Genomic DNA, 23,856 nt, shown 5'->3' with positions numbered 1-23,856 from the left:
TGCGGGCTGGCCGACCTCTGTCGATGAATGGATGGCTGCGGTTAGCTCGGCAACTCCACGGTTCAGCTCGACGACCTGGCGCAGTACGTGCTGTTGGAGATCACGGCTGTGGGCGGCTTCGATCTGGTGCAGAAGGCTGGTGAAGACCTGCCCGGGGCCTAGCGTCCTGTTCGTGGTGCCGCCGGTGAGGGTGTACCATTGATTGGTCAACAAGGGCGCTTGAGCACTTTGGCTCAGGTGTTCGGGGCCGCGTTCGCCACTGGGTGGAGCGGCCCTGTTGCTGTCTAGGGACAGTTCTGCGCCGGTGCGGGCGTCGATGATGCTGGAAATCTCTGTGATACGGCTCCACCATTGCGGTTCGTCGTAAGCCAAGGCCCGTTGGAATGACCATGCGGCGGCGTCGGCCATCCACAGGCCTGGCTGCTGGCGGTCGTCGACGTGCAGGACTCGCATGCGCGCGTTGATCTGGTGGGTGCGCACGAGGTTGCGGTAGGTCGTCACGTCGGGCAGATCGGCGGCGGTGACTTTGCGCCCTTCGAGTTGCGCCTGCACTCGTTCGCGCTGGCCGGCGCGGGTGTCGACGACGACATCGCGCACCTTCTGTTCGTTGAGCTGCTGCAGCAGCCGGGTGAATGCGGCCTGGCGGGCGTGTTCCTGCGTACCGGTGATCGGTGCCTGGGCAACGACGATATTCCAACCGGCGTGGGCCTGGACCGCGTCGAGCATGTCTTCGATCGGGGTGATGTGGCCGCGGTGATACAGGTCGGTGGCGTGGAACGGGCCTTGGTCGCCGGCTGCTTGGCGGGCAGCGTCCATGACGGTGGACAGGTCGTCGCTGTCGACGACGATCCCGGCGAACAGGTAGACGCCGGGGTGGTTTCGCAGGTTGATGAACGCCTCGTCGGCGAACGCAACCGGGTAGCCGGTCATCGTCGGCTCTTGCTGTCACACGCGGGGGTGGCAGGGGAAAGGCGCCCGCTGGCGATGACGTGGCGGCTGGAGTGAGGCGTGTCAGTCATGTCCGAGGTCCATGTCGTGGTCGGCCGTGGGCGCCGTCTCATCGGGGATGTCGGTGACGCGTTGGTATCCGGCGGCGGCTTCTTCTGCGAGCCGTCCGGGGACGGGGCGGGTGTGTGGGTGGGGCCGGGTGGCGTCGACGGCACGTACACGGGCGGCGGTCTGTTGGACGGCGTCGGCGAGTTGTTTTGCGTCGGTGGCGAGTTGCTGCGTGCGCCGGGCGGCTTCGGCGGCGGCGGCCAGGCCGGCGTAGCGGGTGGGCAGGGCGTCGGTGTACCAGCCGGCCCAGACGGCGTGCTGGTCCTCGAGGACGTGGACGTTTTGGCGGGCGGCGGCCACTCGGCCGCGGGCGTCGGCGAGTCGCTCCTGCAGTTCCTCGACCCGGGAGGCGGCGCGCAGCGCGTCGGACTTTGCGTTCTGCTCGATGAGAGCAGCTTGGGTATGCAGCGGCCCGGCCTGCCACCACCGCGGCCTGGCGGCGTCCGCGTTACGGGTAGCGGCGCTGGCGGTGGTTTGGGCAGTGGCGAGGTCGACGCGGGTGTCGCGGAGGTGGAGTTCAGCGGTGACGAGCTGGGTGTGCGCGACGCGTAGGCGTCCGGCGACGTAGTCGGGTGCGGAAGCGTCGGCGTCGCGTTGCGCGGTGATCAGCGCGCGGAGCTGGTTGTCGGTCGCGGCCTGGATCTGGCCGGCGAGCGTGGCGATGCCGAGGACGGTGTGCGCGCGTTGCCATGCTTGCCACCGGCCGATGTCGCGGTTCGGGGGCTCGACGCCGATCGGCTGGTCGCCGGTGATCTGGTAGCGGTCGCGGTACGCGGCGACGATCGCGGCGCGGCTGATCCACTGTCGGCGGCCGGGCTCGTCGCCGGGGTACGGCCCGAGCGCGGTGGTCCAGGCCGGTTGCTGGTCAGCGGCTTGGTGGGCGAGGGCGTCGATGCGGGTGTCGCAGATCGCCGCGACCTTGCGCACCGCGGTACCGATGTCGCCGTCGACGGTGGGCGCGCGCTGGGTGTAGGTGCCGGCCTGGCCGGGGCTGAGCGCGACCGCCGGGTCGGGCTGGATGTCCCCGAACGCCTTGTCGATGCGCCAGGCGAGCACGGCTGCGGTGTCGCGGGCGGTGCGCAATTCCTTCTCGGACGCGACGGCGGTGAGGACCTGCACGGGGTCGTAGCCGGCGGCGGCCAGGGCCTCAAGGCGGGCGGCGAGGGCGGGCATGGCCGGGTCGGCGGTGAGGTTGTCGGCGACCCCGCGTCCGGCCACGGTGCGGACGACGGTGACGTAGGTCGGGGTGGTGGCGCGGGCGGTGAGGTCGTCGTAGACCGGCCCCCAGTACCGCAGCGTGTCGGCGTCTGCCCACAGGGTCTGTTCGGTTTCGGTGGCGGACCGGTCGTTGCTGTCCTCGCGCAGGATCCCGGCGAGCACGGTGATCCCTGCGGTGGGCGGTGCCGGTGGGTGGGATTCGGGGGGTTCGTCGGCGGTGACGACGCCGAGGAGGTTGAGCAGCCGGCCGCGGGTGGCCATGACGTAGAGCCGGGGGCGGGTGGTGGCTTGGTCGATGATGGCGCGGGCGACATCGACGGTCCGGCCTTGCGCGGAGTCCACAGTGCCCGCGTAGGCAAGCTGGACGTGTTCGGCGACGTACGCGGCGGGCAGGGTGGTGCGGGCCTGGTTGGTGGTGTTCTCGACCAGCAGGTCACCGCCTGCGCTGAGGTCGACGATGCGCCATTGGGTGCGGTTCGCGACGAACGTTTCCCCGGCGGTCAGCGTGCGGTTGTTGCGACGGGTCACGACCAGGTCTCCGACGCCGGCGCGGGTACCGTCACGCAGCTCCACGGCGGGGCCGGGCTGCACGAGGCCGGCCCGGATGAGCAGCCTTCGGGCCTGGGTGGCGATGTCGGCGGCCTCGGCTTCGGTTTCGACGAGGATGAGGCTGGTACGACCTTGGAGGATGTCGGCGGCCCACCCGTCGAGCACGTGGGCGATCAGTTCGGTGCGGTGCCCGGCCAGGACGCGGCCACGGCGGTCGTACTCGGCCAGCACGGTGGTGTCGCCCTCACGCAGTCGCAGCGACGCGGGGCCTTCCCACGCGTCGGCGAATCGGCGTACCTCGCGGAGTTCGGTGGTGTGGCCGAGGGAGGTGAGGTAGCGGAACATGCCGCCGGGTCCGATGGCGGAGATCTGCTCGGGGTCACCGACCAGAATGAGTTTTCCTCCGACGGATTCGAGTAGCTGGGTGAGCCGGACCAGGTCGTGGGTGGAGGCTTGGGAGGCTTCGTCGACGATGACCCACTGGCCCGGCCGGAAGGCCCAGTCGTCGCGGGTGGTGCCCTCGGGCGGGTTGTCTTGGGCGTGCAGCCACATGGCGATGTTCTCGGTGCGGATGCCGGGCTGGTCGCCGTCGCGGGTGGCGTCGGCGAGCACGAACGCCGCGTTTTGCCCGACCGTCAGGCCGAGGACGGGGATGCCGGCGTGGCGGGCGGCGACGCCGACCGCGCGTTGCAGGTAGGTCTTGCCGGTGCCGGCCGGCCCGACGATCCCGGTGACTCGGCGGGTGTCGCCGATCGCGAAGTGCAGGGCGGCGCGTTTCTCGTCGGACAGGTCGAGCCGGTCGGCGACCTGATCGAGCAGCGGTGCGGGTGCCGCGGTGGCGCCGTGGAGGGTGGCGTAGGCGATGAGTTCTTTCTCGGCGGCCAGGACGGGTTCGGTGGATAGTTTCAGGTCGCGGTGCCGGCTGTAGATGCTCTGCCGGTCGCTGCTGCGCACCAGCGTCTCGCCCCAATCGACCAGCGCGGGTGGGGTGAGGACCCGCAGCCCACCGGCCCGGGTGCGGACCGCTTGGGCGGCGAGGCGTTGCACGCGCCGCCAGTCGGTGGGCCGGTCGGTGGTGGGGTCGACGTGTAGGTACCGGCCGATGGCCAGCTCAAGGTGGTTGATGCTGAATACCGCCCGGTCGGCGCTGACCTCGTCGACGGCGCGTTCGACGGCCAGATGCGGCACCCGCCGGATGGCCGCGGTCACGACTGCGGCACGCTGCTGGTCGCTGTCCAACCCGGCATCGAGGGCCGCCTGGTCGAGGTCGTCGACCCTCAGCCGGCGGCCGGCGCGGCCGTGTTGCGCGCGGCGGATGACGTGTTGGGCCTGCCGGTCGATGTGGTCGGGGCTGCGTCCGGCGACGATATGCCGGACCTCGGCGGTGGTGTCCAGTCCGGCCCGCCGGTCTTCGCGCCGCCACCGCGCGACTGCCTCGATGGTCGACTCAGGTTCGCCCTTGGCCTGCCGGGTGCGCAGGGTGGCGTCCTGGGCGGAGCGCCGCCACCGGCCGACCGGGATCCAGTCCCGCCGTCCGGCCGGGTCGCCCGTCCGGCCCTCCATCTCGGTTTCGATCGCGGCGCGCCGTTTGGAGTAGAGCGCGATGGCTCGCAGGCTGAAGCCGACGATCTCCCGGATCGGTGAGCCGTCGCGGGCGGCGAACCGCACACCGAGCCGCTGGCCCAGCTGGTGTTCCACGGCGCGTTCGTAGGCCACCCGCGCGCTGATGGTCGCCTGGTAGAACGCTTTGGAATCCAGGGCGAGCCAGTCCTCGCGGCCGTCGCGGGTGATGCGGACCTTCGCGCTGACGATGATGTGCGAGTGGATCTGTGGGTCTTTTTCGCGGGACATGCGGTGGTCGAAGACCATCGCGGCGAGCCCGTCGGTGTCGACCTGCACGATGCCGTTGGTGCCGAGCCGCGTGAACGCTCCGTGCGCGCGTAGGTGGGCCAGGGCGGCGCGGACACCGTCGTGGTGGGCGGCCATCACCTGTTGTTTGACCCGGTCGTCGCCGAACGCCCACAACAACGACACCGATTTGACCGGGGAGACGGTGACGTCGAAACCGGCGACCGGGTGCCGTTCCGGCGCGGTCCAGATCCGCAGCCACACCTGCGCGATCTGCTCGTAGGTGGCATCGGTGGGCAGTGCTGCCCACTTCTTTTCGACGGCGTCTTTGCGCTGGTCGTCGTCCATCGCGGTGAACTGGCGCCATAACCGGCCTAGTTGTTCGCCCGTGTCTGGGTGTTTGCCTTCTCCGATCAGGTTCAGAATCTGTTTTTCGGTGACCTCGCCGTGGACGCCGAACAGCGCTTGGCTCTGGCCGGCCCACCAGCCCGGTGCTTCGCCGTGTGCGGTCGGGTCGCCGTGATAGGCGACTACCGCGTTGGGTGCGGCGGGGCGAAAGTCGTGCCGTCCGGTGGCGACCTGCCTGGTCAGATAGGCGATCCCGGCGCCCGGCGCGATGCGAGTAACCGTGAGCATGGCAGCGAGAGTACGTCGCGTCAGGCCCGTTTTCGACATTTGAATGCCAGGGGGTGTGCTAATCAAAAGAAGGTTGTAGATGGGCCTTCTAAAGGGTGTGCTGGCCATAGGTGATAGGACCAATGGTGAACGATTGTGGGAGGAATTTAGGACTACTTTTCAACGATGGTTGAGTGTGGAGGGTGAAGGGAAGGAATGGGTAGCATTGACGTCATGGCTAGCAAGATGACAAACAAAGCGGTGGAGAGGCTGAAGGCGCGGCAGGCGGCGGAGCGTGTGGCGCTGGAAGCGGCGGCGGAGGCTGCGGCAGCGGTCGGCCGTGCCGTGGAGCGGCGGTCGGTGGAGGTTGCGCGTCTGGATGCGGCGGTGGCGGACGCCGAGCGGGGCGCGGACGTCGCGTTGGCGGTGCTGGCCTCACTGGTGCCTGCGGACGTGGCTGCGGTATTGACCGAGGAAACTCCGGCGCGGGTGCGGCTGGGTCAGCAGCGGGCGCCGGTGGAGGACGTTACGGCGCGGGTGGAGCAGCTGACCGGCGGCGTGGTCGTCGCTCGGAGGCGTGGTCGTCCCCGGGGTAGCGGCGCAGCGCGGACGGGACGCGCGGCGGCGGAGGTTCCGGCGGCGGGCGTTGAGGCGCCGGAACCGGTGCGGGTTGAGAGACCGGTGCTGAGTTGAGCGGCTACCCCTGGCTTGGTTAGCGCAGCAGGATTACTGCGGCGATGAGCAGCAGGACGGCGATGATCGCGAGGGCTGCGCCGCCGATGCCGAGAACCTTGCCGATGCGGACGATGCGGCGGCCGAGATCGTCATTGTTGATTAGCGGCATGGCGTCTCCCCGTCGGTGGTGGGTGCGTCGTTGAAGGCTATGCCGTAGCTGTTGAAGATCGCCTCCATGCGGCGGGCGTTCCGGGCGGTGCCGGGACTCGCCGATCGGGTGAGGCGCTGGATTTTCGCGGCGATAGCGGCGAGGTCGTCAACGGTGATGGTGGCGCACGGCTGCGGTGTGGTGGGCACGGACGGCTCCCGGCGGGCTGGGTGGATTGTCGGTTGAGCGGGAGGGGCGCGGCGCGCTAACCTGGTCCTTGGTCTTCAGACCAGCGCGTGAGCGCTGGTGTGTTGCCTGTGTCGGCCGACGGACCTTGCCCGGTACATCCCGCGAGGGGTGTCCCCCTTCGGGGGGCCGTCGGCCTCTTACGTGCGCGGGTCCTGGCGGAATGTGGCCGGGGTGGTGCGGCCGTGAGCGGTGGGCGCGGCAGCCCGGGGCGGCGTGCTCGATGCGCGCCGGTCCGGTCGCAGTCGGCGGATGGCTGCTCAGCTTGCGGCGGTGGGCCAGACATGGGGCGGCCGGGGAGTCAGGGACTCCCCGGCCGGTGCGCGGGTTAGAACGGGATGGCGGCTTCGCTGAGGTCGTACGCGGTCGACGTGCCTTCCTGAATACCGAGGATTGCGGGCATGTCGCAGGTGCCCTCGGTCTCGGCGTCTGCCGCGAGGATCGCGGCGAGATCTTCGGGAACGTGCGCGTAGGGGCGGACGAAGTCGATCACGATCGCGGGGTCCTTGACCTCGCGGAAGTCTCCGCCGATTTCCCGGCTGGGGCACGGGTAGCCGCTGCCGTCGCCTGCAAGGTAGACGTGCGCCCAGAATGAGCCGAACGCTTTCTCCCACCCAACAACAACGCTGTTGACGCTCTCGTCACGGACATCGATTTTGTGGATGCTCACGTGTGGTCTCCTATGGTTTTGTGTTCCTGTGTCGTCAGCGTTTGCCCTCGCTGACAAATAGAAGCCTATCAGTATTAAGCTGTCTTTGTCTATCTTTGGTAGGAAAAGAATGCCTTTTTCTCTTTTAACTTTCGGATAGTGCACGTCGCAATTCGTGCTGTTTTCGCAGCTAGGTTGGCGTGGGCTTTGGTGTTGAGGCGCTTTTTTGGCCGGTGGCGGCGAGCTTGCTCGCCAGGTTGCGCGGCGGCGGGAGCCAAATTCGGTGCGGGGGTTTCGGGTAAAAAAATTCTGTGGGGTGTGCAGAATTTATTTACCCGCCCGCGGCGGATTTGGTGGACGTCGTCGCGCAACCTACCCTCCTGGCGTAGCCAGTGGCCGAAAGAGGGTCTCTGTAGCGGCCGAAGGCCGCTCCGTCTTACCGGCCCGCCAGGGCCGGCCGGGCTGACGCCGGCCCGCGGAGGGCCAGTGGCCCTCCGCGGGCGGGGGTACGTCAGCGCTCGTCGAGGTCGTTGATGATGCGGCTGAGGGGGCTCTGCAGGTGGTCGCTGGGGTTGGCGTAGGCGCGGACGATGAGGTATTCCCGGTAGTCGGCGGGGTCGGCGGGGTTGAAGAACTCCTTCTCGCCGACGAGCACGCAGTGGCTGTTGTTGCGGTCGGGGCGGGCGTCGCGGCGCTGACGGCGGTCGGCGAGGGGCAGGTTCTGGTACATGGCGTCGCCTCCTGGCGGTGCGATCGGTGTGCGACGGCCGCCGGTGAGTGCTCGGGGCTGCCGCGCTGACGGGCCGGGGTGGGACCGGCGCGCACGGGCGGCGGCAAGCCAGCTTCTGGGTCAAAAGATCTTGGAAGCGCGGCAATCCTGGCCGGCGGTATAGATGGCTGCTGCGCTTCCAAGATGTTTTGCCGGGCTTGCCGCCGCCGGGTGGGTCGGTCATCGCTTCGTGGTCGGCGAGCGCGGTACCCCGGGCACTCGGCGGCCGACCGCATCTCGATCACCGCCAGGCGGTAGCCGGGACCAGGACTGCGTTTCGCCAGTCGGCGGCGCCGCACCGTCCGCTCCCGGCATAGCCGCCGCGTGCCCGACCTCGAGGTAGGGGTTCGCACCCGGCTGCCCGCGCGACCATGGCGTCCAGATGCTGTGCCGAGCTCCGTGCGCCGTCCGGCCGACGGCAGGGCCGTGCGGCACCCGGATTTGGTGGCGGCCCGCACCGCCGCCCGGGGCTCGCTCTTCCACTCCTCGACGAGTGGCTGCCGTGTCCACGTGTGGGGCCGGGTCGGGCCGGTCGGGTCCGGCTAGGCGGTTGGCTGCTGCGCGCGGCGGCGGAGTTCTCGCAGGGACAGGGGCCGCGTTGCACCGGCGCGTTGTTCCTTCAGCTAGGTCGCCGAGCGTGGACCGGAGCTTCTCCACTTCAGCCTCAGCGGCCGCGTACCGTTCGGGGGCGACCTTGAGCAGGTGCAACCACTGGCGGTGGCCGGCGCACACGTACACACCGTGGCTGTTGTTGTGTTCTCCAGCGTCCGAATGTCTCAGGAGGCACGTCTGCGGCTTGTAGCTTCGGAGCGCGGAAGGGCGTCTCGCAGCGCGTACCGCTGACTTTCGTGCAGCGCCTCACCGCCCCAGCCGGGCCTGCGGATTCCTTGGTCCTGTTGGTCAACGGCGCCGGGGCTATGGGCTCGCCTGAATCGAGCGGTCGGTAGGCCGTTTCGGTGAGGTGTTGGAACGGTCCCTGGGCGGTGTGCTGCCCGGCCGGATGCGAACCGGCCGGGCAGCACGTCCTGACTATGACGTCAGGGTTGCTGTGGCCTTCTCGGTGGTGGACTCGACCGAGACGGTGAAGTCTGCCACGGTCGCGTACTCCAGGGCGTACGCCGCGCCTGCTTGGTCAGCCGCTCGTCCGTGCAGCTGCTCGTCGGTGACGGTGAAGGTGACCGTGTACGTGCGAACCGGAAGCGGGACCTCGTCCAGCTGGTAGGTGTCGATGAGTTCGTGGTACAGGCGGAGAGGCCCGTCCCAGTCGTAGCTGAGGTCGATGGCCTTGCGGATGGCGGTCTTCAGGCGGGCTTTGGTGATGAACGGATCGGTGCCGTCGGCCGCGGTGAACCGCTCGTCGGCCAGGTCGGTGTCGGTCGTTGCGGCACGGTCGCCGTAGCACATCCGGCAGGACGGGTCGCCGCATCCCTGGCCGGGCACGCGGCGCAGGGGCTTGAACGACAGCCCTTCGTTCAAGGCCTGCGTGGTGACGGACTCGGCGGTACGGCACCAGCCGTTGTCGTTGGCGTGCTTGCGCACGAGGGCGAGGACGTCGGACAGGTAGACCGAGCCCTCCGGGGCGGCCGGCCGCTCGGCCCCGGCGGAGTCCTGACCGGCCGGAGCGGCGGCGATTGTCTGGTCGATGACGTTCTCCGTCATGGTGGATGCCTCCATCAGGCTGTATCTGATGCGGCGCCCCGTGCGGGATCGAGTGATCCCAGCGCTGGGTGCCGCGCTGACGGGGCCGGTCAGAGCCCGCCCGCGGTCCGGCGGGCAAGCCACAGGGCAGAAGATCTTGGCGTCGAGCGCCAGCGAGACACGAGTTGCCAAGATGTTCTGCATCGGGGCTAGCCCCGCCGGGACTGGGTGGGCTGACCTCGGGTCCCTCAGCAAGCGGCTCCAGACGCTGCGGGAATTACTCGCTCGGAGTACGCGCGAAGCGCAGACGTTGGCGCTGCCGCCGGCTGGGCGAGGGGCAGCCGCGCGGTCGCCCAGGGATGAGGATGCTGCCCATTGACGAGGAGGCTTCCTCGGGGTGGCAACGCTGGTGTGCTGTGTACTGGTGCGTCGGGTTCAGGGTGGTGGCGGTACAGCGACAGGCACCACCGCATGAGCCGAGTAGCGGCCCGGCATGCGGCACCTTATGGCCGGGGCGGGTCGACGCCCGGCAGGAGCGTCGTGCGCGTGTCGCCCACCAGCGGCTCCCGGTTGTCGCGACGATTGGTCGACCCGGCCCCCCCTGCCGGGCCGGTGCCAAGCGCGGCAGGATTCCCGCCGGTCGGTGCCCAGACACCGCGCCGAGAGCCGGACTCAGCCAGGCTGGCGCGGATGGTGCGCCCTGCGACGTAGTTCCCGTAGCGGCAGCGGGTAGGTCACGCCCTGGCGGCGCTCTTTAAGGATCGCGACGTCGCCCAAGTGGGCGCGGAGCTTCTCCTCCTCTGCCTCAGCGGCCGCGTACCGCTCGGGGGCGACCTCGAGCAGGTGTCGCCATTGCCGCTGGCCGGCACGGACGCAGACGCCGAAACAGTTGTTATGGGTAAAGCCGTCGTCGTAGAGCCGTGGTGGTCGCAGTCCTTCGGCGCGGGCCCAGTCGAGCATCTGCTGCTTGGTCAGGTATGGCGGGTCGCACATCGGGAACTCGACCGGCCACGGCGCCCAGCCCTTTTCGATGCCGGGAATCCGGCCCTTCTCGGCCCAGTCGATGCCGACGTACAGGATTGTGTCGGCGGGGTCCGCGTGTGCGGTCAGCCAGGCCCGGCAGGGCTTTTGCTTCAAATGCAGCGAGCATGGGGCGATCAGGGAATTTCCCAGGAATCGCTGATCGGCGAACACCTGCCACGGGGTGCGGCCGTCGGCGACGATGACCGGCTTGACGCCGAGGTGCGCGGCGGAGTCGGCGACGAACCTCCAGAGGTCGGGATCTTCGACGCGGGTATCGGCGGCCAGGAGGACAAGCCTGTCTGTGCCGTGCCGCATGGCGACGCGCATGGCGGTGGCCCAGCTGCCGATACCGCCAGAGTATTGAACGACATGCAGGGTCATGGTGGTCCGTCCGCTCCCGCGTTAGGACTGGTCTGCTGTGGCCGTCGGGGTTTGTTCGTGGTGGCGCACCCAGGCGTGCATCTGGTCGACGTCCATCCACGTCCAGTGCGTGCCGTCGTGCCGCAGTTCGGCGGAGTGTTCGGCGAACACGGTGATGCCGAGCGCCACGGCGAAGCGGGTGAGGTAGCCGGCGAAGTCGGTCGGCGCGCCGAGCTGCTGGGCGAGTGCAGTCATCTGCCGGTCGGTGCGCCGCAAGAAGGAGGCCATGCTCTGGGCTCGACGTAGATCGACGGAGTGCGGCCGGAATTCGTAGGTCCAGGCATAGCTGCGCCCGTCGTTGACGTTGCCCTTGACGTCGAGCGCGGCCCGCACGTGCAGGTCGGCGTAGGGGTCGTAGCGGCCGGCGGGGTCGGTGAAAATGGGGCTCAGAACCGTGCCGGGTTCGTGGGTGTCCCAGCCGGATTCGAGGGCGGGGTCGTAGCGGTAGCAGACCGTACCGCGCAGTTCGGTGACACCGTGCCGCTCAGTGCTGGCCAGGACGAGCAGGAGGTCGGGACGGGGACGGGTGGGTTTCATCAGGGACTCCTGGTCGATGACGGGGATCGTGTGACGATCGCGCGGCGTACGACGCTGCGGGGCCCGGCCGTACGGCCGGGCCCCGCAGCGTCGGCGGGTCAGTGCAGACCGAGCAGGGCGAACAGCGGGGTCTTCTGGAGCAGGGCCAGCGCGACGGTGTGCGCGGTGATGAGTCCGGTGACGTGCGCGACCGGGTGGGACAGGTGCCGGGCGATGGCGCGGAACGGGCGGCGGGCGGCGGTGGTGTGCTGCTCGTTGGTGCCGGCGTTCTGGTCCATGGCGTTGCCTCCGAAGGGTTCGGATGGTGCGGCGTCCGCCGGTTCGCACCGGGGTTGCCGCGCTGACAGGCCATCGGGGGGACCGGCTCGGTGGTGGCGGGCAAGCCAGCTCCTGGGTCAAAAGATCTTGGAAGCGCAGCAATCCTGGCCGGCGGCATGAATGGCTGCTGCGCTTCCAAGATGTTTTGCCGGCTTGCCCGCCGCCGCAGGGTCGGTCATCTCTGCGGACTGGCGAACGCGGTCGCCCGGGGTTGCCACCGCGTTCGCTGTACCAGCGGATGTCCGGCGGTTCATGCCGTGCCGGAAAGCCCGGTCAGTGCGCGGGGGCGCTGCCGCCTGGCCGGCCTGGGCCGGCCTCGGCGTAGGGCCCGACTGTTCGCCCACCGCGGAACTGCTGGCTGACGAGCAGACGTCAGGTCTGGTCGCGTGGGGAAACACTCCCGGGGGTGGACGCAGGCGTCGGCGTTGCGGTGAACGCCTGACGCGGGATGCCGCTGTGGCAGGGCCAGTGACGGCGGCCCGGAGCCCGATCGCGGGACGGGGCGGCGCTGCGCTGGTTCGTCGCATCGGCAGGTCGGTGCTGCGCCGGGTGCCCGCCCGGAAGGCTCCGTCGTGCGGGCACCCGACAGCGCGGCGCTCAGAGGAGCCGGATGTCCCAGGCGTCGGAGTCCTGCGGGTAGGCGGTGCAGGTCGGCCGCTCGTCGATGTCCTGTTCGATCATGCGGATGATCTCGCCGGCCCGGTCTTCGGCATCGTCCTCGCCGCGCGCCGCGACGCGTACGGTCACGCGGACGTTGACTTCGACCTCGTAGTCCAGCTCGCGCACCGGCAGTTCCACCGTGAGCTGGTTGTTCAGCTGGTCGACGACCGTGTCGTATGCGCTGCACCACCGGCGCTCCTGGGCCTCTTCGAGAAGGCGCTCGCCGATGGCGGCGATGTCGGCGCGGTGCTGGCTCACGGACTGCTCGTGTCGCTCGTTGGCCGCGTCGAGTTCCCGCTGCATGTTCCTGGCGGCGGTACTCAGGCCGGCGATGATGATGTCCTGCTCGGCCATGCTGGCCCGCTGCGGGTCGTTGGTGTCCTGCACGCCGTGCGAGCTTGGCGGGTCGATGCTGGTGCGGGGGATGTCCACCGTGGTCATGTGTGTTGCCTCCGTGTCGATGCGGGCCGTGGTGCCCTGAGCCCGGCCGAACACCGCAGCAGGGGACCGGGGGAATCCCTGCTGCTGGCGGGGTTCGGCCGAGCACAGCGCCTCGCGGTCCGACAGATCAAGCCCGCATCCAGCCCGCGCCCGGGGCTGGGTGCGGGCCTGGCCGGTCGCGATGCTCAGGTGCCAGCTGGGTGGCCGGCCGCGCACGGCCAGCCACAGGTGGGTCCGGAACTCGCAGTCGGTGCGGTGTCTGGTCGGCGGTGGCGGCGTGGTTCAGGCTGCGGGCCACCCGGATTCCGCGTAGTCCGGCTGGTCCAGCTCGTCGTCGATGGCGTGGCCCGGCCATCGGGCGGCGTCCGGCCAGGGCGCGGTGTCGACGCCGGGCAGATCGGCGGGCGTGTCCCAGAACCACGAGCACGGGCACTCGTGCACTGTGCCCGGTGGGGCGCAGCAGTCGCTGCATCCGCGCGGCAGGTTCGGCGTGAGGCAGTCGTCGGTGTGTTCGAAGTACCAACCGGTGCAGCACAGCCCGAGCTCGGCGTATTCGCGCGCGTAGCGGGTATGGCGCAGACACCGCCGCACCCAGGACGAGTGCCGGTAGAGACGGTCGATGAGGTGGCTGCTGAGGTCGGCGAGCGTGGTCGCGGTGAACACGGCTTCTCCTGTCAGATGACGCAGGGCCGGTCCGGCATCCGCCGGACCGGCCCTGCTGAAGGATTTCGTCAGCCGTGGTGGACCATCGTGAGGTCGCCGGTGACGACCTCGGGCCATGCGGCGGCGTCGATGGTCTCGCCGTGGGGGGTGACAACGAGGTCACCGGAACGTTGACCGCGGCGATTGGCCGGGCGAGCGGTCGCGCTACCGCCGACGGTCACGAGCGAGCCGGGGTAGATCGTGATGGTTGGTTCGTCGTTGCGGGACAGCGTGGGGACCAGCCGGTTCACGGTGATGAGGACCTCGGTGCCGGGCTTGAGGCCGCGGGCGAACATCATGTGCTCCGGATTCCAGCATTTGACGTCGAACTCCATCGGCGGTTGGCTGTTCCATTCGCCGGTCTTGCGGTCGGTGTAGCCCATCCGGTGCACGATGTGGAAGGCCACGAACGCGCGGCCGGTGTGGCTGGTGTGGCCCGGCTCCGGGTGCCCGAGGACGGTGCCCTGAATAGCGGTGTTGAAGAACTGCTTCACGCCGACGCACTCCTTGGTGAGTATCGGATACGAGGGGCAATCGGGTCCGGGGCCGGCGGGTGAACACCAGCCCCGGACGGCGGGAGTGTTAGGCGGCGGACGCGAGCTCGTGTTCCTGCGGCTCGTAGGCGTCGATCGGGGGTTCGGTGGCGGCGTCGTCGTCCTTGGGCTGGCGTTCCTGCATCGCCTCGACCGTGTTGGCGGTGACCTCCAACGCGACGCCGACCGTGCCGTCTCCGCGTCGGAAGGTTCGCGGCTTCAGGTCGTCGCGCAGGTTCACGATCACCTTCGTGCCCTTGGCGTATTCGCTGCAACGCTCGGCCAGTTCCCCCCAGACGGTGACGTCGTACCACTGGGTGCCGACCTTCTCCCACTGGTCGTTGGCGTCCCTGATCCAGCGGTCATGGGCTAGGGCCAGGTTGCAGACCGCCGCGCCGCTGGTATTGGTGAATCGCAGCTGGGGCTGGCGTCCGAGGCGGCCGGAGAGGATGTGCTGGTGCATCAGTGTGGCTCCGATCAGATGGTGCTGATGCGACAGCCGCCGGAGTGCGGATCGGGTGATCCTGGCGCCGGGGTGCCGCGCTGACGGGGCCGGTCAGAGCCCACCCATGGGCCGGGGGCGCAAGCACTGCTTGAGCAGAAGATCTTGGCGTCGAGCGCAGCGAGACTCGCTCGCCAAGATGTTCTGCCGGGTTTGCGCCCCCGGCACGGGTGGGCTGACCTTCGGGTCCCTCAGGGCGGAACCTCCGGACGCCCCAGATCTCCACCGAGCCCGCCGCCCGGTGTGACACCAGCGCTGCAGATCGGGCCGCGCGGTGTTCAGCTGCCGCGGCCGTCCGGCAGTTGGCCGGGATGAGACCGGTCGCCGGACGGGCGACGCCCACGATGCTGCCGCGCACCCCGTACGGTGCCGGCGGGCCGGTCGGCACCAGCGCAACCAGATCCACCGTCGCGGGCGAGCCGCTCGGCGCGCGATACCAACGCCGCACAGCGATGGGCAGACCCGCACGACCGGCCACGCGGCGTCGCCAGTCAGCGGCGCGGATGAGCCAAGCCCGCCCGCCAGCCAGAGGAGATCGTGCGCTGTACCTCGGTGCGGCCGAGCCCGGCGGACAGTGCGGCCTCGGTGAGCCGGCGACGGATCGCGGCCTCGTCCACGGCGTGCCGGGCCGCGAGTTGCCCCAGCCGGAAAGCCGCCCGGTTCAATGCGTCGTTACGGCCGCCACCGGCGACGCGTCGGCCACCACGGATCAGGGGCCGCGGCGCATGGCGGATCCGTTCCAGTTCACCGGCCAGGGCCGCCTCGGTGTAGCGATCCAGGTCCGCGATCGGGCTGGCCGCAGTCACCGGCGTTGGCGTCGGGTCAGGCAGCACCAGCCGGCGCAGTACCGGCGGGCACGCGGGCAGGCCCGAACCCGGCGTCCACGGCTGCTGGAACGTGTAACGGGCGCCGCTGGCGTGCAGCGACGGCGGCGCGACGACCAGACCGCCACGGCCACGCCAGTCGACGCCCGGCAGTAGGCCGACCCGGCTGGGCAGCCCCGAACCCGCGTACCACAGATGCCAGCCGGACCCGGTACGGATCAACGGGCCGGGCGGGCGCACCACGTCGAGCAGATCCAGCACCGTCCGCAGCGCGGCACCGGTGTCGATGTCACCCACCTCCAGCACCGTGCCGGTGGCCAGGCCGACATTCGCGTACGGCCAGCGCTGCCACCACGCCCGGATCTGCGCAGACTGGGTAGACGCGTCCAGCAATCCGTGCCGCAGCCGCGGGTGCTTGCCCGGCGACGCGCACTCCGCCCCGTCGCGGCAACTGCACCTTCCCGTCGGGGCGGGGGTGTGCAGCGGCAGCACCGCGATCCCCAAGGCCGCATAGCGCAGCGCGGCAGCCACCAGCTCCGCAGCGCTCGCAGGACGGGCCCGCCCGGCGCGAGAAAGCGATCGACTCACCATGACGCACCCACCTCGGCGTGTGCGCCGACGGCCGGCTCGACCGCGCCGGATGCCATGCGGCCGCCGGACGCGGCCGGCGGCAGCGCGCTTGGCGCATGCGGTGTGCCGGGTGCAGTATGCCGACGGGGTCCAACGACGCCACGGTTTCGCGCGGCAGAACAAGCGCACACCATCGACGGTGCTCGCGCCACACACTGATCATGGATGCCAGGGCTGCGTGCCCTGAACTCGTGCTGGGTCATCACAAAAATCCTTCCGGGATGGGTTCGGCTCGCCGCGCTGATGCCACACGGCGCCAGCGGTCCTGGGCGTTTCGAGTAACGGCGTAGAGAGTGACGGTCACGGTCCGGGCCACGGTCACGGTCCGGGCCACGGTCACGGTCCGGGTCACGGTCCGGGTCACGGCCACGGTCACGGTCCGGGCCACGGTCACGGTCCGGGTCACGGTCACGGTCACGGTCACGGTCACGGTCACGGTCACGGTCACGGTCACGGTCACGGTCACGGTGCGGGTCGGCCGGCTCTTGCGCGAGCTGGCACGGGAATCCGATCCAGGTCCAGCCGGGAATCTCGGCGGGCGGACCGGGAGGGAGGGGCCCACACCCCTGCTCTGCGAGGGACAGAGACAGCGGGCAGGGATACGGGCCTGGGTCGGGGAACCTCAGCGGGCTGGGCGGCAGTGCACGGCCAGCCACTCATGGGTGGCGACGTCATGCTCGCTGCCTTTGGCGAGGGGTCAGATGCACCCACCGGCCGTACTGGCCACGGTCGTGCACCTCACCGATGTGCTTGACGTGCCCGGCGAACGACTGGCACAGATATCGGCCGCTGGGACCGCGGTTCCAGATCCCGGCGATGATGTCGCCGGCGTGCAGCTGCTGTGGGTGCCGGTCGACCGGTTCACCGGCGGGCATCCGCCACACCGGCTCGCGCGAGTCGACGGTGAGACCGCCGCTGATGTCCGCGGGCGCTTCGCCGGCCTGAAGCCGGTCGTAGACGCTGAGGTAGCCGAGCGCCAGGCGCCGCGGCTCGGCCAGGGTGTCCGGGTCGTCCGGGTCGGGCGTGAACGCGGCTACCTCCGCCTCGCATGCGGTAGTGGTCAGGCCGTGCACAGCCGCATCGCACACCGCGCGAGACTCGCCTCGGATTGGCGGTCGCCGCTGCCGGGCCGGTTGCCGGTCAGCGTCTGTGCGATGCGCGCCCACCGGGCGACGGCGTCGGCTTGCGGCCAGGGCTCGCCATCAGGGGTGTCCCATTGCATGCCGCTGCGGCGCCGTCCGAAGATCTTGTCGTGGCGGACCGTCTTGGCCAGGCATTGGTGTCGATACCGACCGTCTTCGCGTTTACCCGGGTCGCCCGGAACCAGCCACCGCCACCGACCTTGACGTCGCCGCGGCGATGCTGTCCTGCCCCCACGCGAGGAACGTGTGCGTGTCGGCGAGGTCGCCGAGCTTGGCCCGCTCGTGGGTGATCTGCTCGTCGAGCCGGGCGATCTGCCGTTCGGTCTTCTCCGCCACTGCTGGCTCGTGTGTTCGCAGGCCGAGATGAGGTTGCGCTGCCAGCGCCGCTGTTCGGCATCGAGTCGCTGGATGCGCCGCGCGATGACGTGCGGCGCATCGGTAGGTGTCGTGGGATCGGACCGCGGTTGCCCGCCCGGCAGCTTCCTGTGCGGCGCGGCCGAGGTCGCGGGCCTGATCCTCGCGGCGCAGCGCCCGCTCGCGGCGGTTGCGGTCCTGGCCCTAGGAGTGGTGGCCGGGCGTCATCGGCTGCCCGCCGGGATGCCATCGAGGGTTTGGTGGGCGGCGGCCTGGCGGGCGTCACGGCGCCCAGCCGCGTTCGAGGCATGCTCGTCGTGCCCGTCGACGCGGTCAGCGTAGACGGCCTCGCGGTCGGCGGTGGGCCGCCACTGGTCGTCGATGTCGACGGTCACCTCGAAACCCGCCGCCCGCAACGCCTTCGCGGCGGCCTCGATCCGCCAGGTCTGCGCGTCGCGGTGGCGGCTGCCCCGGATATGCAGGCCGACCTCCCGCGAATTGCGGAAACCGTGCTGGCGCACGATCTCCCAGATCCCGTCACCCTTGCGGGAGCCGGACGGGATCGTCCCTTTCTGTCGAGGTCAAGCTGGGGTGAAGGGCCCATGGCGCCACGTTTTGCCTGCTCAGAGCGATTTGGCGGTGCGATGGAGCGTGAACAGGTGTCGTGCATGTGGTGAGGGGTGTCCCAGGGTCATTGCGTTCTGGGGTTGCTGCTGGTCACGGCGGTGATGAGGTCGTGGGGGCGTCGGTTGGCGCGTCGGGTGGCGCGGGCGATGTTGGTTTCTCCGCTGGTCCGGTGGAAGCCGATCGCGGTGTTACGCAGGGTGGCCATGACGGCGGGTCCGTTGCCGGTCCGGGCCTGATGTGAATCTTCACGGAACGTGACATCCCGGACGTGATGGACGAGGTTTTCGATCAGCCACTCGGCGCGGACCCATCGCTGCAGGTCGATTGGGTGGGCGTCGGCGGTAGGCAGCGAGATGGTCAGGTACACCGTTTCGCGGCTGGTCTTGCCGCTGCTGGTCAGGGTGCGGGTCCGGGTGATCCGGATGGCCTGTTGCGCGTGCGGAAAGCCGATCCCGCCAGGGGTATGCAGGGTGATGGCTTTGACGGTGCGGGTTTCCCGGCGGCCGTGACCGCGGTCGCGGGTCTGGTGCCCGATCGGGATCTGGGCCCAGGGCAGCGTCTTGAGCTGGGCGTGCAGGGTCGGCTGGTTGCCCTTGACCGGGATCAGCAGGTGCGCGGCCCCGCGCGGCGATCTCGGTGGCGTGGCCGGTCTGCGTGTGCATGGCGTCGGCGACGAAGAGCAGGTCTTTCACGCTGCCCAGGACCTGTTCGACGGCGTCCAGCAACGGCGCGAAGGCAGGAATCTCGTTCGATTTCGCGCTCACGGTGACCTGCGCGAGGACGATGCCGGTACTGGTGTCCAGAGCGGACAGCAGGTGCACCTGGCTGCCGTCGGCGCGGCGGGCACCCCGCACGGTCTTGCCGTCGATAGCGATGACCTGCCGGTAACGCGGCCGCCGGCGCCCGGCCGGCGGGGTCCGGGTGCGTAGCCAGCCCGCGAGGATGGTGGCGAGCAGGTCGGCGTCCAGGCGGATCATCAGCCGCCACACCGTGCTGGTGACCGGCACCCCGCGGCGGAAGCCGAGCCGGGCCCGGGCGATGTCGTCCAGATCGTGCAGCCAGTCCGCGATCGCGGCCACCGACGACGCGCCGGCCATCACCGCGCAGACCGCGACCGTGAGGAGCCCGGCAAGTGGATAGCGCAGCCCATGCGGACTCCGCGGATCCGGCACCGCCGTTAACGCGTGCAGCAAGCCCGCCTGTTCACCCTCGGTCACAGGGCGAGTGGGCGTATCGGTGGGGGTGGTGACTGCGGACAGTGCAGGGATCGGGCATGCTGACATCGCGGGTGAGGTCCTCAAGGCGTCCTGGAAGCGTAGAGAACTCCCATGATCACCCAGGCGGCCTCACCCGCCCCGAGCACCCTCCACAGAGGTCAATCACCCGTATTACCCCACCTCAAGACGCTGCGCACCGAACACGCAATGGCCCTGAGGGGTGTCCGCTGCCAAAAAGCCTGTCTGTATGCAACTTTCGCGTTACCAGGCAGCCACCGGGCAGCGCTCAAAGAAGGGGAAGCTCATAAGTCACGAGTGGGTCGATGTATACCGCGGGCCCGTAGGGCTTCGTCTTTCCTCTGCTGGGTCGGCGGCGCCGCAACGTCCGGAGTTGGTTTTGTTGCCTTCCTAGTCGATTCGCCGAGCCGAATGCCATAGCCGCATCTGCTGGTCGACCTAACAATCAGCGATGGTGTGTATGTTGCTGGCCAAGTAATGAATAGATAGCGTTCGCCGGATTCTTCGATATTTTCATCGTAGTGCAGATCCCTGCCCAGGGCGTGCACGCGGAGTCGGTACGTGCCTGGGCCGAAGGGACTCATGTTCGGCAGGCTGGGCGGCGATTCAAGGGGTCCGTACGACAACTGGTGAATGCCAAGATTCCCCCCGGGAGCCTCGACGCTAACCTCTATTATGTCATCCCAATTTGCGGTCTCTGACCAGGCTCTCGCTTGCCATATTTCTGGAGGGGCGTCTGTTGCTAAGGCTTCGACATCAACAAATCCTCTATTGACGCCCGTATGAATCATGGATCCGACAGTCATTTGGGCCACCAACCCATTCGTCCAATCGGCTGAGTCGATTGGGAAGTCGGGACCATCGACGATCGCCAAAATGTGCTCCTGAGCAGTCATCTTGACCATTTCTTATCTATCCTCCATTCAGTTCAGGCGGACAGCAGGCTGCCCGGCACGGTGACTTGATCGAGTCTACCGTGCCGGGCGCACGTGCCATCGGACCTGCTAGCTTCCAACTGCTACAAGGAAGGGATCTTGATCGAGCACTCGATGGTTGTAATAGAAGCCCGACATGAGGCCGCCCTGCGCGCTATTCTCACTCGCTGGAATCATACAAGCACTCGCCCCTTCCGGGTCCGTTACATTGGTCGGGGCGTTGATCTGACATCCATCAAACGTTCGTCGTGTGCCGCCGTAGCGCAATCCGTTGTAGGTAGTAGCCAAGGGGTACTCATCGCATGAGAAATCAGGTACTGACGGGGCTCCACTGCAGGCAAGCGTGCGATTGACACTCTCATCTTGAGGATCCGTGCTTCGGTACATCGGGTTCCAGTAGTCTTTCCCGGGGAGGTTTGATCCCTGAGCCCTTGAAACATGTGATGCAAGGGACGGGTATCGACTCTGGCTGTAGACAACCGATGCGGAATACCACGGCACTACGCAGCCAGGTCGAACGGGATTCTGCAGATAACCGCCGACCGCATTGTCACAACGGATCTCGCTCATATCTCCTGAGCTAACAGAGACAGGATTCAACCCCGGAATGGCGAACGTCAAATTCCACGCGGTGGAGCAAAATCCCACGGCTCCGAGGGTCGTCGCGGTTGTTCTGGCGGAGCCATCGCCGGATCGAATGGTGCCGAGTGGCTGCATCGGTTGAGGCAAAAAACTTGGGACACCATTGACGGCGCACTGACCGGAAACCCCGAAGGTGCCCGACACGGTTGATTGAAGGGGCGGGCCATAGCTTCCTGTTGCTACCCCAACGACGCCGCCTTGGTGGGTCCAATTCGGAAGGTCGTAGCTGGAATACGTCCAGTCCCAAAGGTCGATATACAGCCTTCCGGTTTCCCTGGGGACTCCACCGACGACCCGAGTGGTGAGAAGGTAGGCGCCTTGATAGATCTTGCAGGCTTGAAGCCTGCTATCCGCCATGACTTCACCGCCGTTGTCGGCGCTGCTTTTGCAGATGTCTGGGTACGGATTTACAGCGAGAACGGCTGGACGCTTGCTTGACGTGCGACTTCCATTTCCAGGGTGAAAACAAATCTGATTGCCATTGGTGGGTCTCGAGCACGTCGGCGTTGGTTCTGCATTAATCGCGGCCGAAGTACGCGGCTGAATCGCTCCCGGATTCTGCGGGGGTGGAGCGGGTTCTGCGCTCCCGGTATCTGCTGCCAACGCAGGTGCAGATGCAATCGAAAACACCAGTGCGACGGCAGCAAATGGCGCCAAAATCCTAGTCATTCGTCGGCTACCCATGCGTCCTCCCGTTGATCACCGCTTGTGGGCTAGCGCTAAACGCAAGTAGTAGAACATAGACAATGATCGACAGCAATGCTGTTCTACTGTCGGTAACGACCGCATATCTCTGCTTTGCGTGTGGTCGAATTAACCCTCATGTCAAGGTGTCGTACATCACTGTCTGTCGATGTCACGGTAAATCTTGCCGTCTCGTTTCCTTTGGCTGATTTTGTTGCGTTCGCCAGTCGGAAACCGCTCTGCGTGGATGATCAGGCAGGGTCGACTCGGTGGAGTTGCTTGCACGGTCCAGACACCTCCAGGGGCAATGCCGTTCAGATAAGGCTGTTGGGGCAGGCCAGATGGGGTGTGGGTGGGCCGGGATGGCGAACGGTCCGGTCGGTGGGGCGTTTGACGCGGTAGGAGTTGTGTCGGGCGCGTTTGATGACCCCGGGGGCAGCTGCGGTACCGCCGTGGCGGGTTGGGCTGGGACCGGATTTCGGCCAGCGTCTCGGCCAGGGCGGTGGAAAGGTCCTCAGGGGGTGGTGGCCGCCTGGTCAGTGACCTGGCGGCGCACGACCCGCAGGCCTTTGACGAACGACATCCGGTCCGGGTCGTAGCCGGCCGGGTCCGCGGCGTCCAGCAGCAGAGCGCGGATGGCGTAGTGCGCCAATAGCAGTCCCCACATCTGCTGTTCGATCAGTTCCGGCGACTGCGAGCGCAGCACCTCGCCGCGGCCGCGCAGGTCGGTCTTCAGCTCGTCCAGCGCGGACTCTTCTTCCCATCGCTGCTGATACGCCCCGGCTAGGTCGACCGCGGTCACCTCGTGCGGGTCGGTCACGGTGGTGACCACCACGATCAGCTCCCCGTCAGGCTTGCGGTCCGGGATCGTGTACTCGACCACCCGCACCAGGCGGGCCACCTCGACCGGAACGTCCTGACCGGCTGTGGCCTGCTCGGCCAGCCTCGCCCGGCGGCCGCGCTCAACCCCGAGGCGTAGATCAACGCCAGGTACGAGCAGTCCGGCAGCCACCGTAGGTGCCCGACCGACACCGACGCCCCGATCCGCCAGGCCAGGTCCGCGCCGGTCGCTGCGAACCTGGTGAACAGCTGATAGGAGAACAGGCCGGCATCAGCCATCACCAGGATGCCCGGACCCACGACCGTGCTCAGGTCGGCGGCCAGGGTGCGTTCCCCGGTCCGGCAGCCGCCCAGCACCGCACCGACGATCGCGTGGCTGCCGCACTCGGCGAGGGCGGCGACGTGCAGTTTCGGATACGCCGACGCTTTCGGCCCTGAGCCCATCCGGGCGAACCGTTCCACGTTCGCGGGCGTGTCGGCCACGTCGAAGCTGGTCGCGTCGATCGCCATCAACCGCCGCCGGCCGAGCCATGCACCCTTCGTGCCCGGCGTGGCCAGGGGCACCGCGGCCCGCTCGAACAACGCCTTCATCGGCTCTGGACCGAGTCGTTGCCGGGCCTGAGTGATCGCTGACTTACTCGGAACCTGCCAATCGTCATTCCAGGAGCCGAGTTTGCCCAGGTTACCGACAAGTCGGCGCATCACCTCGTCATACGACTCGTCGAAGTACAGCCCCATCGCGATGACATAGCGGATCATCACATGCGCGGGTAACCGCCGGACCCGCTTCTCCCGCCGTTCGGTGCGGTTGAGAACCTCTTCCAGCAGGTCGCGGTCGAACCGGGCGGACACCACACCCAACCAGATGTGGTCGGTCAACCGACCCCACGGCTGTGACCCTGCCTCTACCACCGATGACGTCACGGCCAGCCACCGTACCGGCATCCACACACAACATCAGCGCACCATGCTGACCTCGACAGACGCCTTATCTGAACGGCATTGCCTCCAGGGGCACCGTCCAAGCATGGTCGCGGGCGTGCTCTTCTCGGCTACCACCGCGCGCCACTTCGTAGCAGCTGAATACGAGGAGCAGATCGATACGGCGGCCCGAGAGGTCCACCGGGCGAAGGTCGAGCAGGCTGCCCACGCAGCGACTGGCGGCTCGGATCATGCTGATCTATCCGACGCACGGAGAGATCGGGACTGCGCCTTGATCAACCGCGTGTCGCGCAGCCGCGGCGATCTCATCACCGGCCGCGGAACTGCCGGGCGCGGTGAGCTCGGTGGCGGTGAGGCCGTTGTGTTTCGCGGCCAGCGCGATGACGATGCCGGTGCCCGCGCCCGCGGCGGCGCGACCGCGGTGAGACCGACGTTGCGCCCGGTTGCGGTGGCG

At 68.4% G+C, this 23,856-nt stretch carries 21 protein-coding genes and 3 pseudogenes; 1 reads left to right on the top strand and 23 read right to left on the bottom strand.

Annotated features, from left to right (window positions below; all coding sequences use genetic code 11):
- Together DMB66_RS47480 and mobF are read right to left on the bottom strand one after the other, a co-directional pair.
- On the bottom strand, window positions 1-930 hold a 930-nt coding region (locus DMB66_RS47480; RefSeq protein ID WP_148112835.1), incomplete at its 3' end, for a hypothetical protein.
- 81 nt (window positions 931-1,011) lie between these two features.
- Complete coding sequence (gene mobF, locus DMB66_RS47475; protein WP_158647596.1) at window positions 1,012-5,307, bottom strand: MobF family relaxase; 4,296 nt, start codon at window positions 5,305-5,307, stop codon at window positions 1,012-1,014.
- A 213-nt stretch (window positions 5,308-5,520) separates the two neighbouring features.
- Here mobF and DMB66_RS47470 point away from each other — a divergent pair, with 213 nt between their 5' ends.
- The gene (locus DMB66_RS47470; RefSeq protein WP_125810693.1) at window positions 5,521-5,979 is read left to right on the top strand and encodes a hypothetical protein; all 459 of its coding nucleotides are present in this window, start codon (window positions 5,521-5,523) and stop codon (window positions 5,977-5,979) included.
- Between the two features lie 19 nt (window positions 5,980-5,998).
- Here the strand turns inward: DMB66_RS47470 and DMB66_RS65425 are convergent, their stop codons facing one another.
- The 21 genes and pseudogenes from DMB66_RS65425 to DMB66_RS47380 all read right to left on the bottom strand — a co-directional run bounded on the left by DMB66_RS65425 (window position 5,999) and on the right by DMB66_RS47380 (window position 23,405).
- Entirely contained in the window at window positions 5,999-6,130 is a 132-nt protein-coding gene (locus DMB66_RS65425; RefSeq protein ID WP_255441384.1) for a hypothetical protein, read from the bottom strand.
- A complete protein-coding gene (locus DMB66_RS47465) occupies window positions 6,121-6,318 on the bottom strand; it encodes a hypothetical protein (protein ID WP_125810692.1) in 198 nt (65 codons plus the stop codon). Before DMB66_RS47465 ends, DMB66_RS65425 begins: the two co-directional genes overlap by 10 nt.
- A gap of 365 nt (window positions 6,319-6,683) precedes the next feature.
- A complete protein-coding gene (locus tag DMB66_RS47460; RefSeq protein WP_125810691.1) occupies window positions 6,684-7,025 on the bottom strand; it encodes a hypothetical protein in 342 nt (113 codons plus the stop codon).
- A gap of 490 nt (window positions 7,026-7,515) precedes the next feature.
- Window positions 7,516-7,734, bottom strand: coding sequence for a hypothetical protein (locus tag DMB66_RS47455; protein ID WP_125810690.1), 219 nt, complete (start codon window positions 7,732-7,734; stop codon window positions 7,516-7,518).
- A gap of 1,068 nt (window positions 7,735-8,802) precedes the next feature.
- The gene (locus DMB66_RS47450; RefSeq protein ID WP_125810689.1) at window positions 8,803-9,432 is read right to left on the bottom strand and encodes a hypothetical protein; all 630 of its coding nucleotides are present in this window, start codon (window positions 9,430-9,432) and stop codon (window positions 8,803-8,805) included.
- 651 nt (window positions 9,433-10,083) lie between these two features.
- Window positions 10,084-10,815 (bottom strand): hypothetical protein, encoded by a 732-nt coding sequence (locus DMB66_RS47445; RefSeq protein ID WP_125810688.1) that lies wholly within the window; start codon window positions 10,813-10,815, stop codon window positions 10,084-10,086.
- 21 nt (window positions 10,816-10,836) lie between these two features.
- Complete coding sequence (locus DMB66_RS47440) at window positions 10,837-11,391, bottom strand: hypothetical protein (protein WP_125810687.1); 555 nt, start codon at window positions 11,389-11,391, stop codon at window positions 10,837-10,839.
- Between the two features lie 98 nt (window positions 11,392-11,489).
- Entirely contained in the window at window positions 11,490-11,669 is a 180-nt protein-coding gene (locus DMB66_RS47435; RefSeq protein WP_125810686.1) for a hypothetical protein, read from the bottom strand.
- A 637-nt stretch (window positions 11,670-12,306) separates the two neighbouring features.
- A complete protein-coding gene (locus DMB66_RS47430; protein WP_125810685.1) occupies window positions 12,307-12,810 on the bottom strand; it encodes a hypothetical protein in 504 nt (167 codons plus the stop codon).
- Window positions 12,811-13,092: 282 nt separating this feature from the next.
- Window positions 13,093-13,473, bottom strand: coding sequence for a hypothetical protein (locus DMB66_RS47425; protein WP_125810684.1), 381 nt, complete (start codon window positions 13,471-13,473; stop codon window positions 13,093-13,095).
- A gap of 68 nt (window positions 13,474-13,541) precedes the next feature.
- Window positions 13,542-14,006: a hypothetical protein gene (locus DMB66_RS47420; RefSeq protein ID WP_125810683.1), complete on the bottom strand. Its 465-nt coding sequence runs from the start codon at window positions 14,004-14,006 to the stop codon at window positions 13,542-13,544.
- An 88-nt stretch (window positions 14,007-14,094) separates the two neighbouring features.
- Complete coding sequence (locus tag DMB66_RS47415) at window positions 14,095-14,508, bottom strand: single-stranded DNA-binding protein (RefSeq protein WP_125810682.1); 414 nt, start codon at window positions 14,506-14,508, stop codon at window positions 14,095-14,097.
- Window positions 14,509-15,038: 530 nt separating this feature from the next.
- Window positions 15,039-15,962 (bottom strand): bifunctional DNA primase/polymerase, encoded by a 924-nt coding sequence (locus DMB66_RS47410; RefSeq protein WP_125810681.1) that lies wholly within the window; start codon window positions 15,960-15,962, stop codon window positions 15,039-15,041.
- Between the two features lie 241 nt (window positions 15,963-16,203).
- Window positions 16,204-16,461 (bottom strand): hypothetical protein, encoded by a 258-nt coding sequence (locus DMB66_RS61830; RefSeq protein ID WP_158647595.1) that lies wholly within the window; start codon window positions 16,459-16,461, stop codon window positions 16,204-16,206.
- A gap of 211 nt (window positions 16,462-16,672) precedes the next feature.
- Window positions 16,673-17,089 carry a hypothetical protein gene (locus tag DMB66_RS47400; protein WP_125810680.1) on the bottom strand — a complete coding sequence of 139 codons (417 nt, stop codon included), beginning with the start codon at window positions 17,087-17,089 and terminating at the stop codon, window positions 16,673-16,675.
- A 216-nt stretch (window positions 17,090-17,305) separates the two neighbouring features.
- Complete coding sequence (locus DMB66_RS61825) at window positions 17,306-17,479, bottom strand: hypothetical protein (RefSeq protein ID WP_158647593.1); 174 nt, start codon at window positions 17,477-17,479, stop codon at window positions 17,306-17,308.
- A 242-nt stretch (window positions 17,480-17,721) separates the two neighbouring features.
- Complete coding sequence (locus DMB66_RS47395) at window positions 17,722-18,018, bottom strand: hypothetical protein (RefSeq protein WP_125810679.1); 297 nt, start codon at window positions 18,016-18,018, stop codon at window positions 17,722-17,724.
- Window positions 18,019-18,188: 170 nt separating this feature from the next.
- A complete protein-coding gene (locus DMB66_RS64700; protein ID WP_233625345.1) occupies window positions 18,189-18,329 on the bottom strand; it encodes a hypothetical protein in 141 nt (46 codons plus the stop codon).
- Between the two features lie 33 nt (window positions 18,330-18,362).
- Window positions 18,363-18,683 (bottom strand): annotated as a pseudogene (locus DMB66_RS65420) (ISAs1 family transposase); the annotation flags it as partial.
- 115 nt (window positions 18,684-18,798) lie between these two features.
- A pseudogene (locus tag DMB66_RS65415) lies at window positions 18,799-19,407 on the bottom strand (ISAs1 family transposase); the annotation flags it as partial.
- A 2,727-nt stretch (window positions 19,408-22,134) separates the two neighbouring features.
- Window positions 22,135-23,405: pseudogene (locus tag DMB66_RS47380) on the bottom strand (IS4 family transposase).
- Window positions 23,406-23,856: the final 451 nt, after the last annotated feature.

The sequence above is a fragment of the Actinoplanes sp. ATCC 53533 genome (assembly GCF_003947245.1).
This window is presented reverse-complemented; position numbering and strand designations above follow the sequence as displayed.

Excerpts from the sequence above, each read along its gene's own strand:
- DMB66_RS47440 (WP_125810687.1), bottom strand. The coding sequence starts at position 11,391 with ATGAAACCCACCCGTCCCCGTCCCGACCTCCTGCTCGTCCTGGCCAGC.
- DMB66_RS47445 (WP_125810688.1), bottom strand. The coding sequence starts at position 10,815 with ATGACCCTGCATGTCGTTCAATACTCTGGCGGTATCGGCAGCTGGGCC.
- mobF (WP_158647596.1), bottom strand. The coding sequence starts at position 5,307 with ATGCTCACGGTTACTCGCATCGCGCCGGGCGCCGGGATCGCCTATCTG.
- DMB66_RS47470 (WP_125810693.1), top strand. The coding sequence starts at position 5,521 with ATGGCTAGCAAGATGACAAACAAAGCGGTGGAGAGGCTGAAGGCGCGG.
- DMB66_RS65425 (WP_255441384.1), bottom strand. The coding sequence starts at position 6,130 with ATGCCGCTAATCAACAATGACGATCTCGGCCGCCGCATCGTCCGCATC.
- DMB66_RS47410 (WP_125810681.1), bottom strand. The coding sequence starts at position 15,962 with ATGGTGAGTCGATCGCTTTCTCGCGCCGGGCGGGCCCGTCCTGCGAGC.
- DMB66_RS47455 (WP_125810690.1), bottom strand. The coding sequence starts at position 7,734 with ATGTACCAGAACCTGCCCCTCGCCGACCGCCGTCAGCGCCGCGACGCC.
- DMB66_RS47450 (WP_125810689.1), bottom strand. The coding sequence starts at position 9,432 with ATGACGGAGAACGTCATCGACCAGACAATCGCCGCCGCTCCGGCCGGT.
- DMB66_RS64700 (WP_233625345.1), bottom strand. The coding sequence starts at position 18,329 with ATGGCCACCCTGCGTAACACCGCGATCGGCTTCCACCGGACCAGCGGA.
- DMB66_RS47435 (WP_125810686.1), bottom strand. The coding sequence starts at position 11,669 with ATGGACCAGAACGCCGGCACCAACGAGCAGCACACCACCGCCGCCCGC.
- DMB66_RS47430 (WP_125810685.1), bottom strand. The coding sequence starts at position 12,810 with ATGACCACGGTGGACATCCCCCGCACCAGCATCGACCCGCCAAGCTCG.
- DMB66_RS47415 (WP_125810682.1), bottom strand. The coding sequence starts at position 14,508 with ATGCACCAGCACATCCTCTCCGGCCGCCTCGGACGCCAGCCCCAGCTG.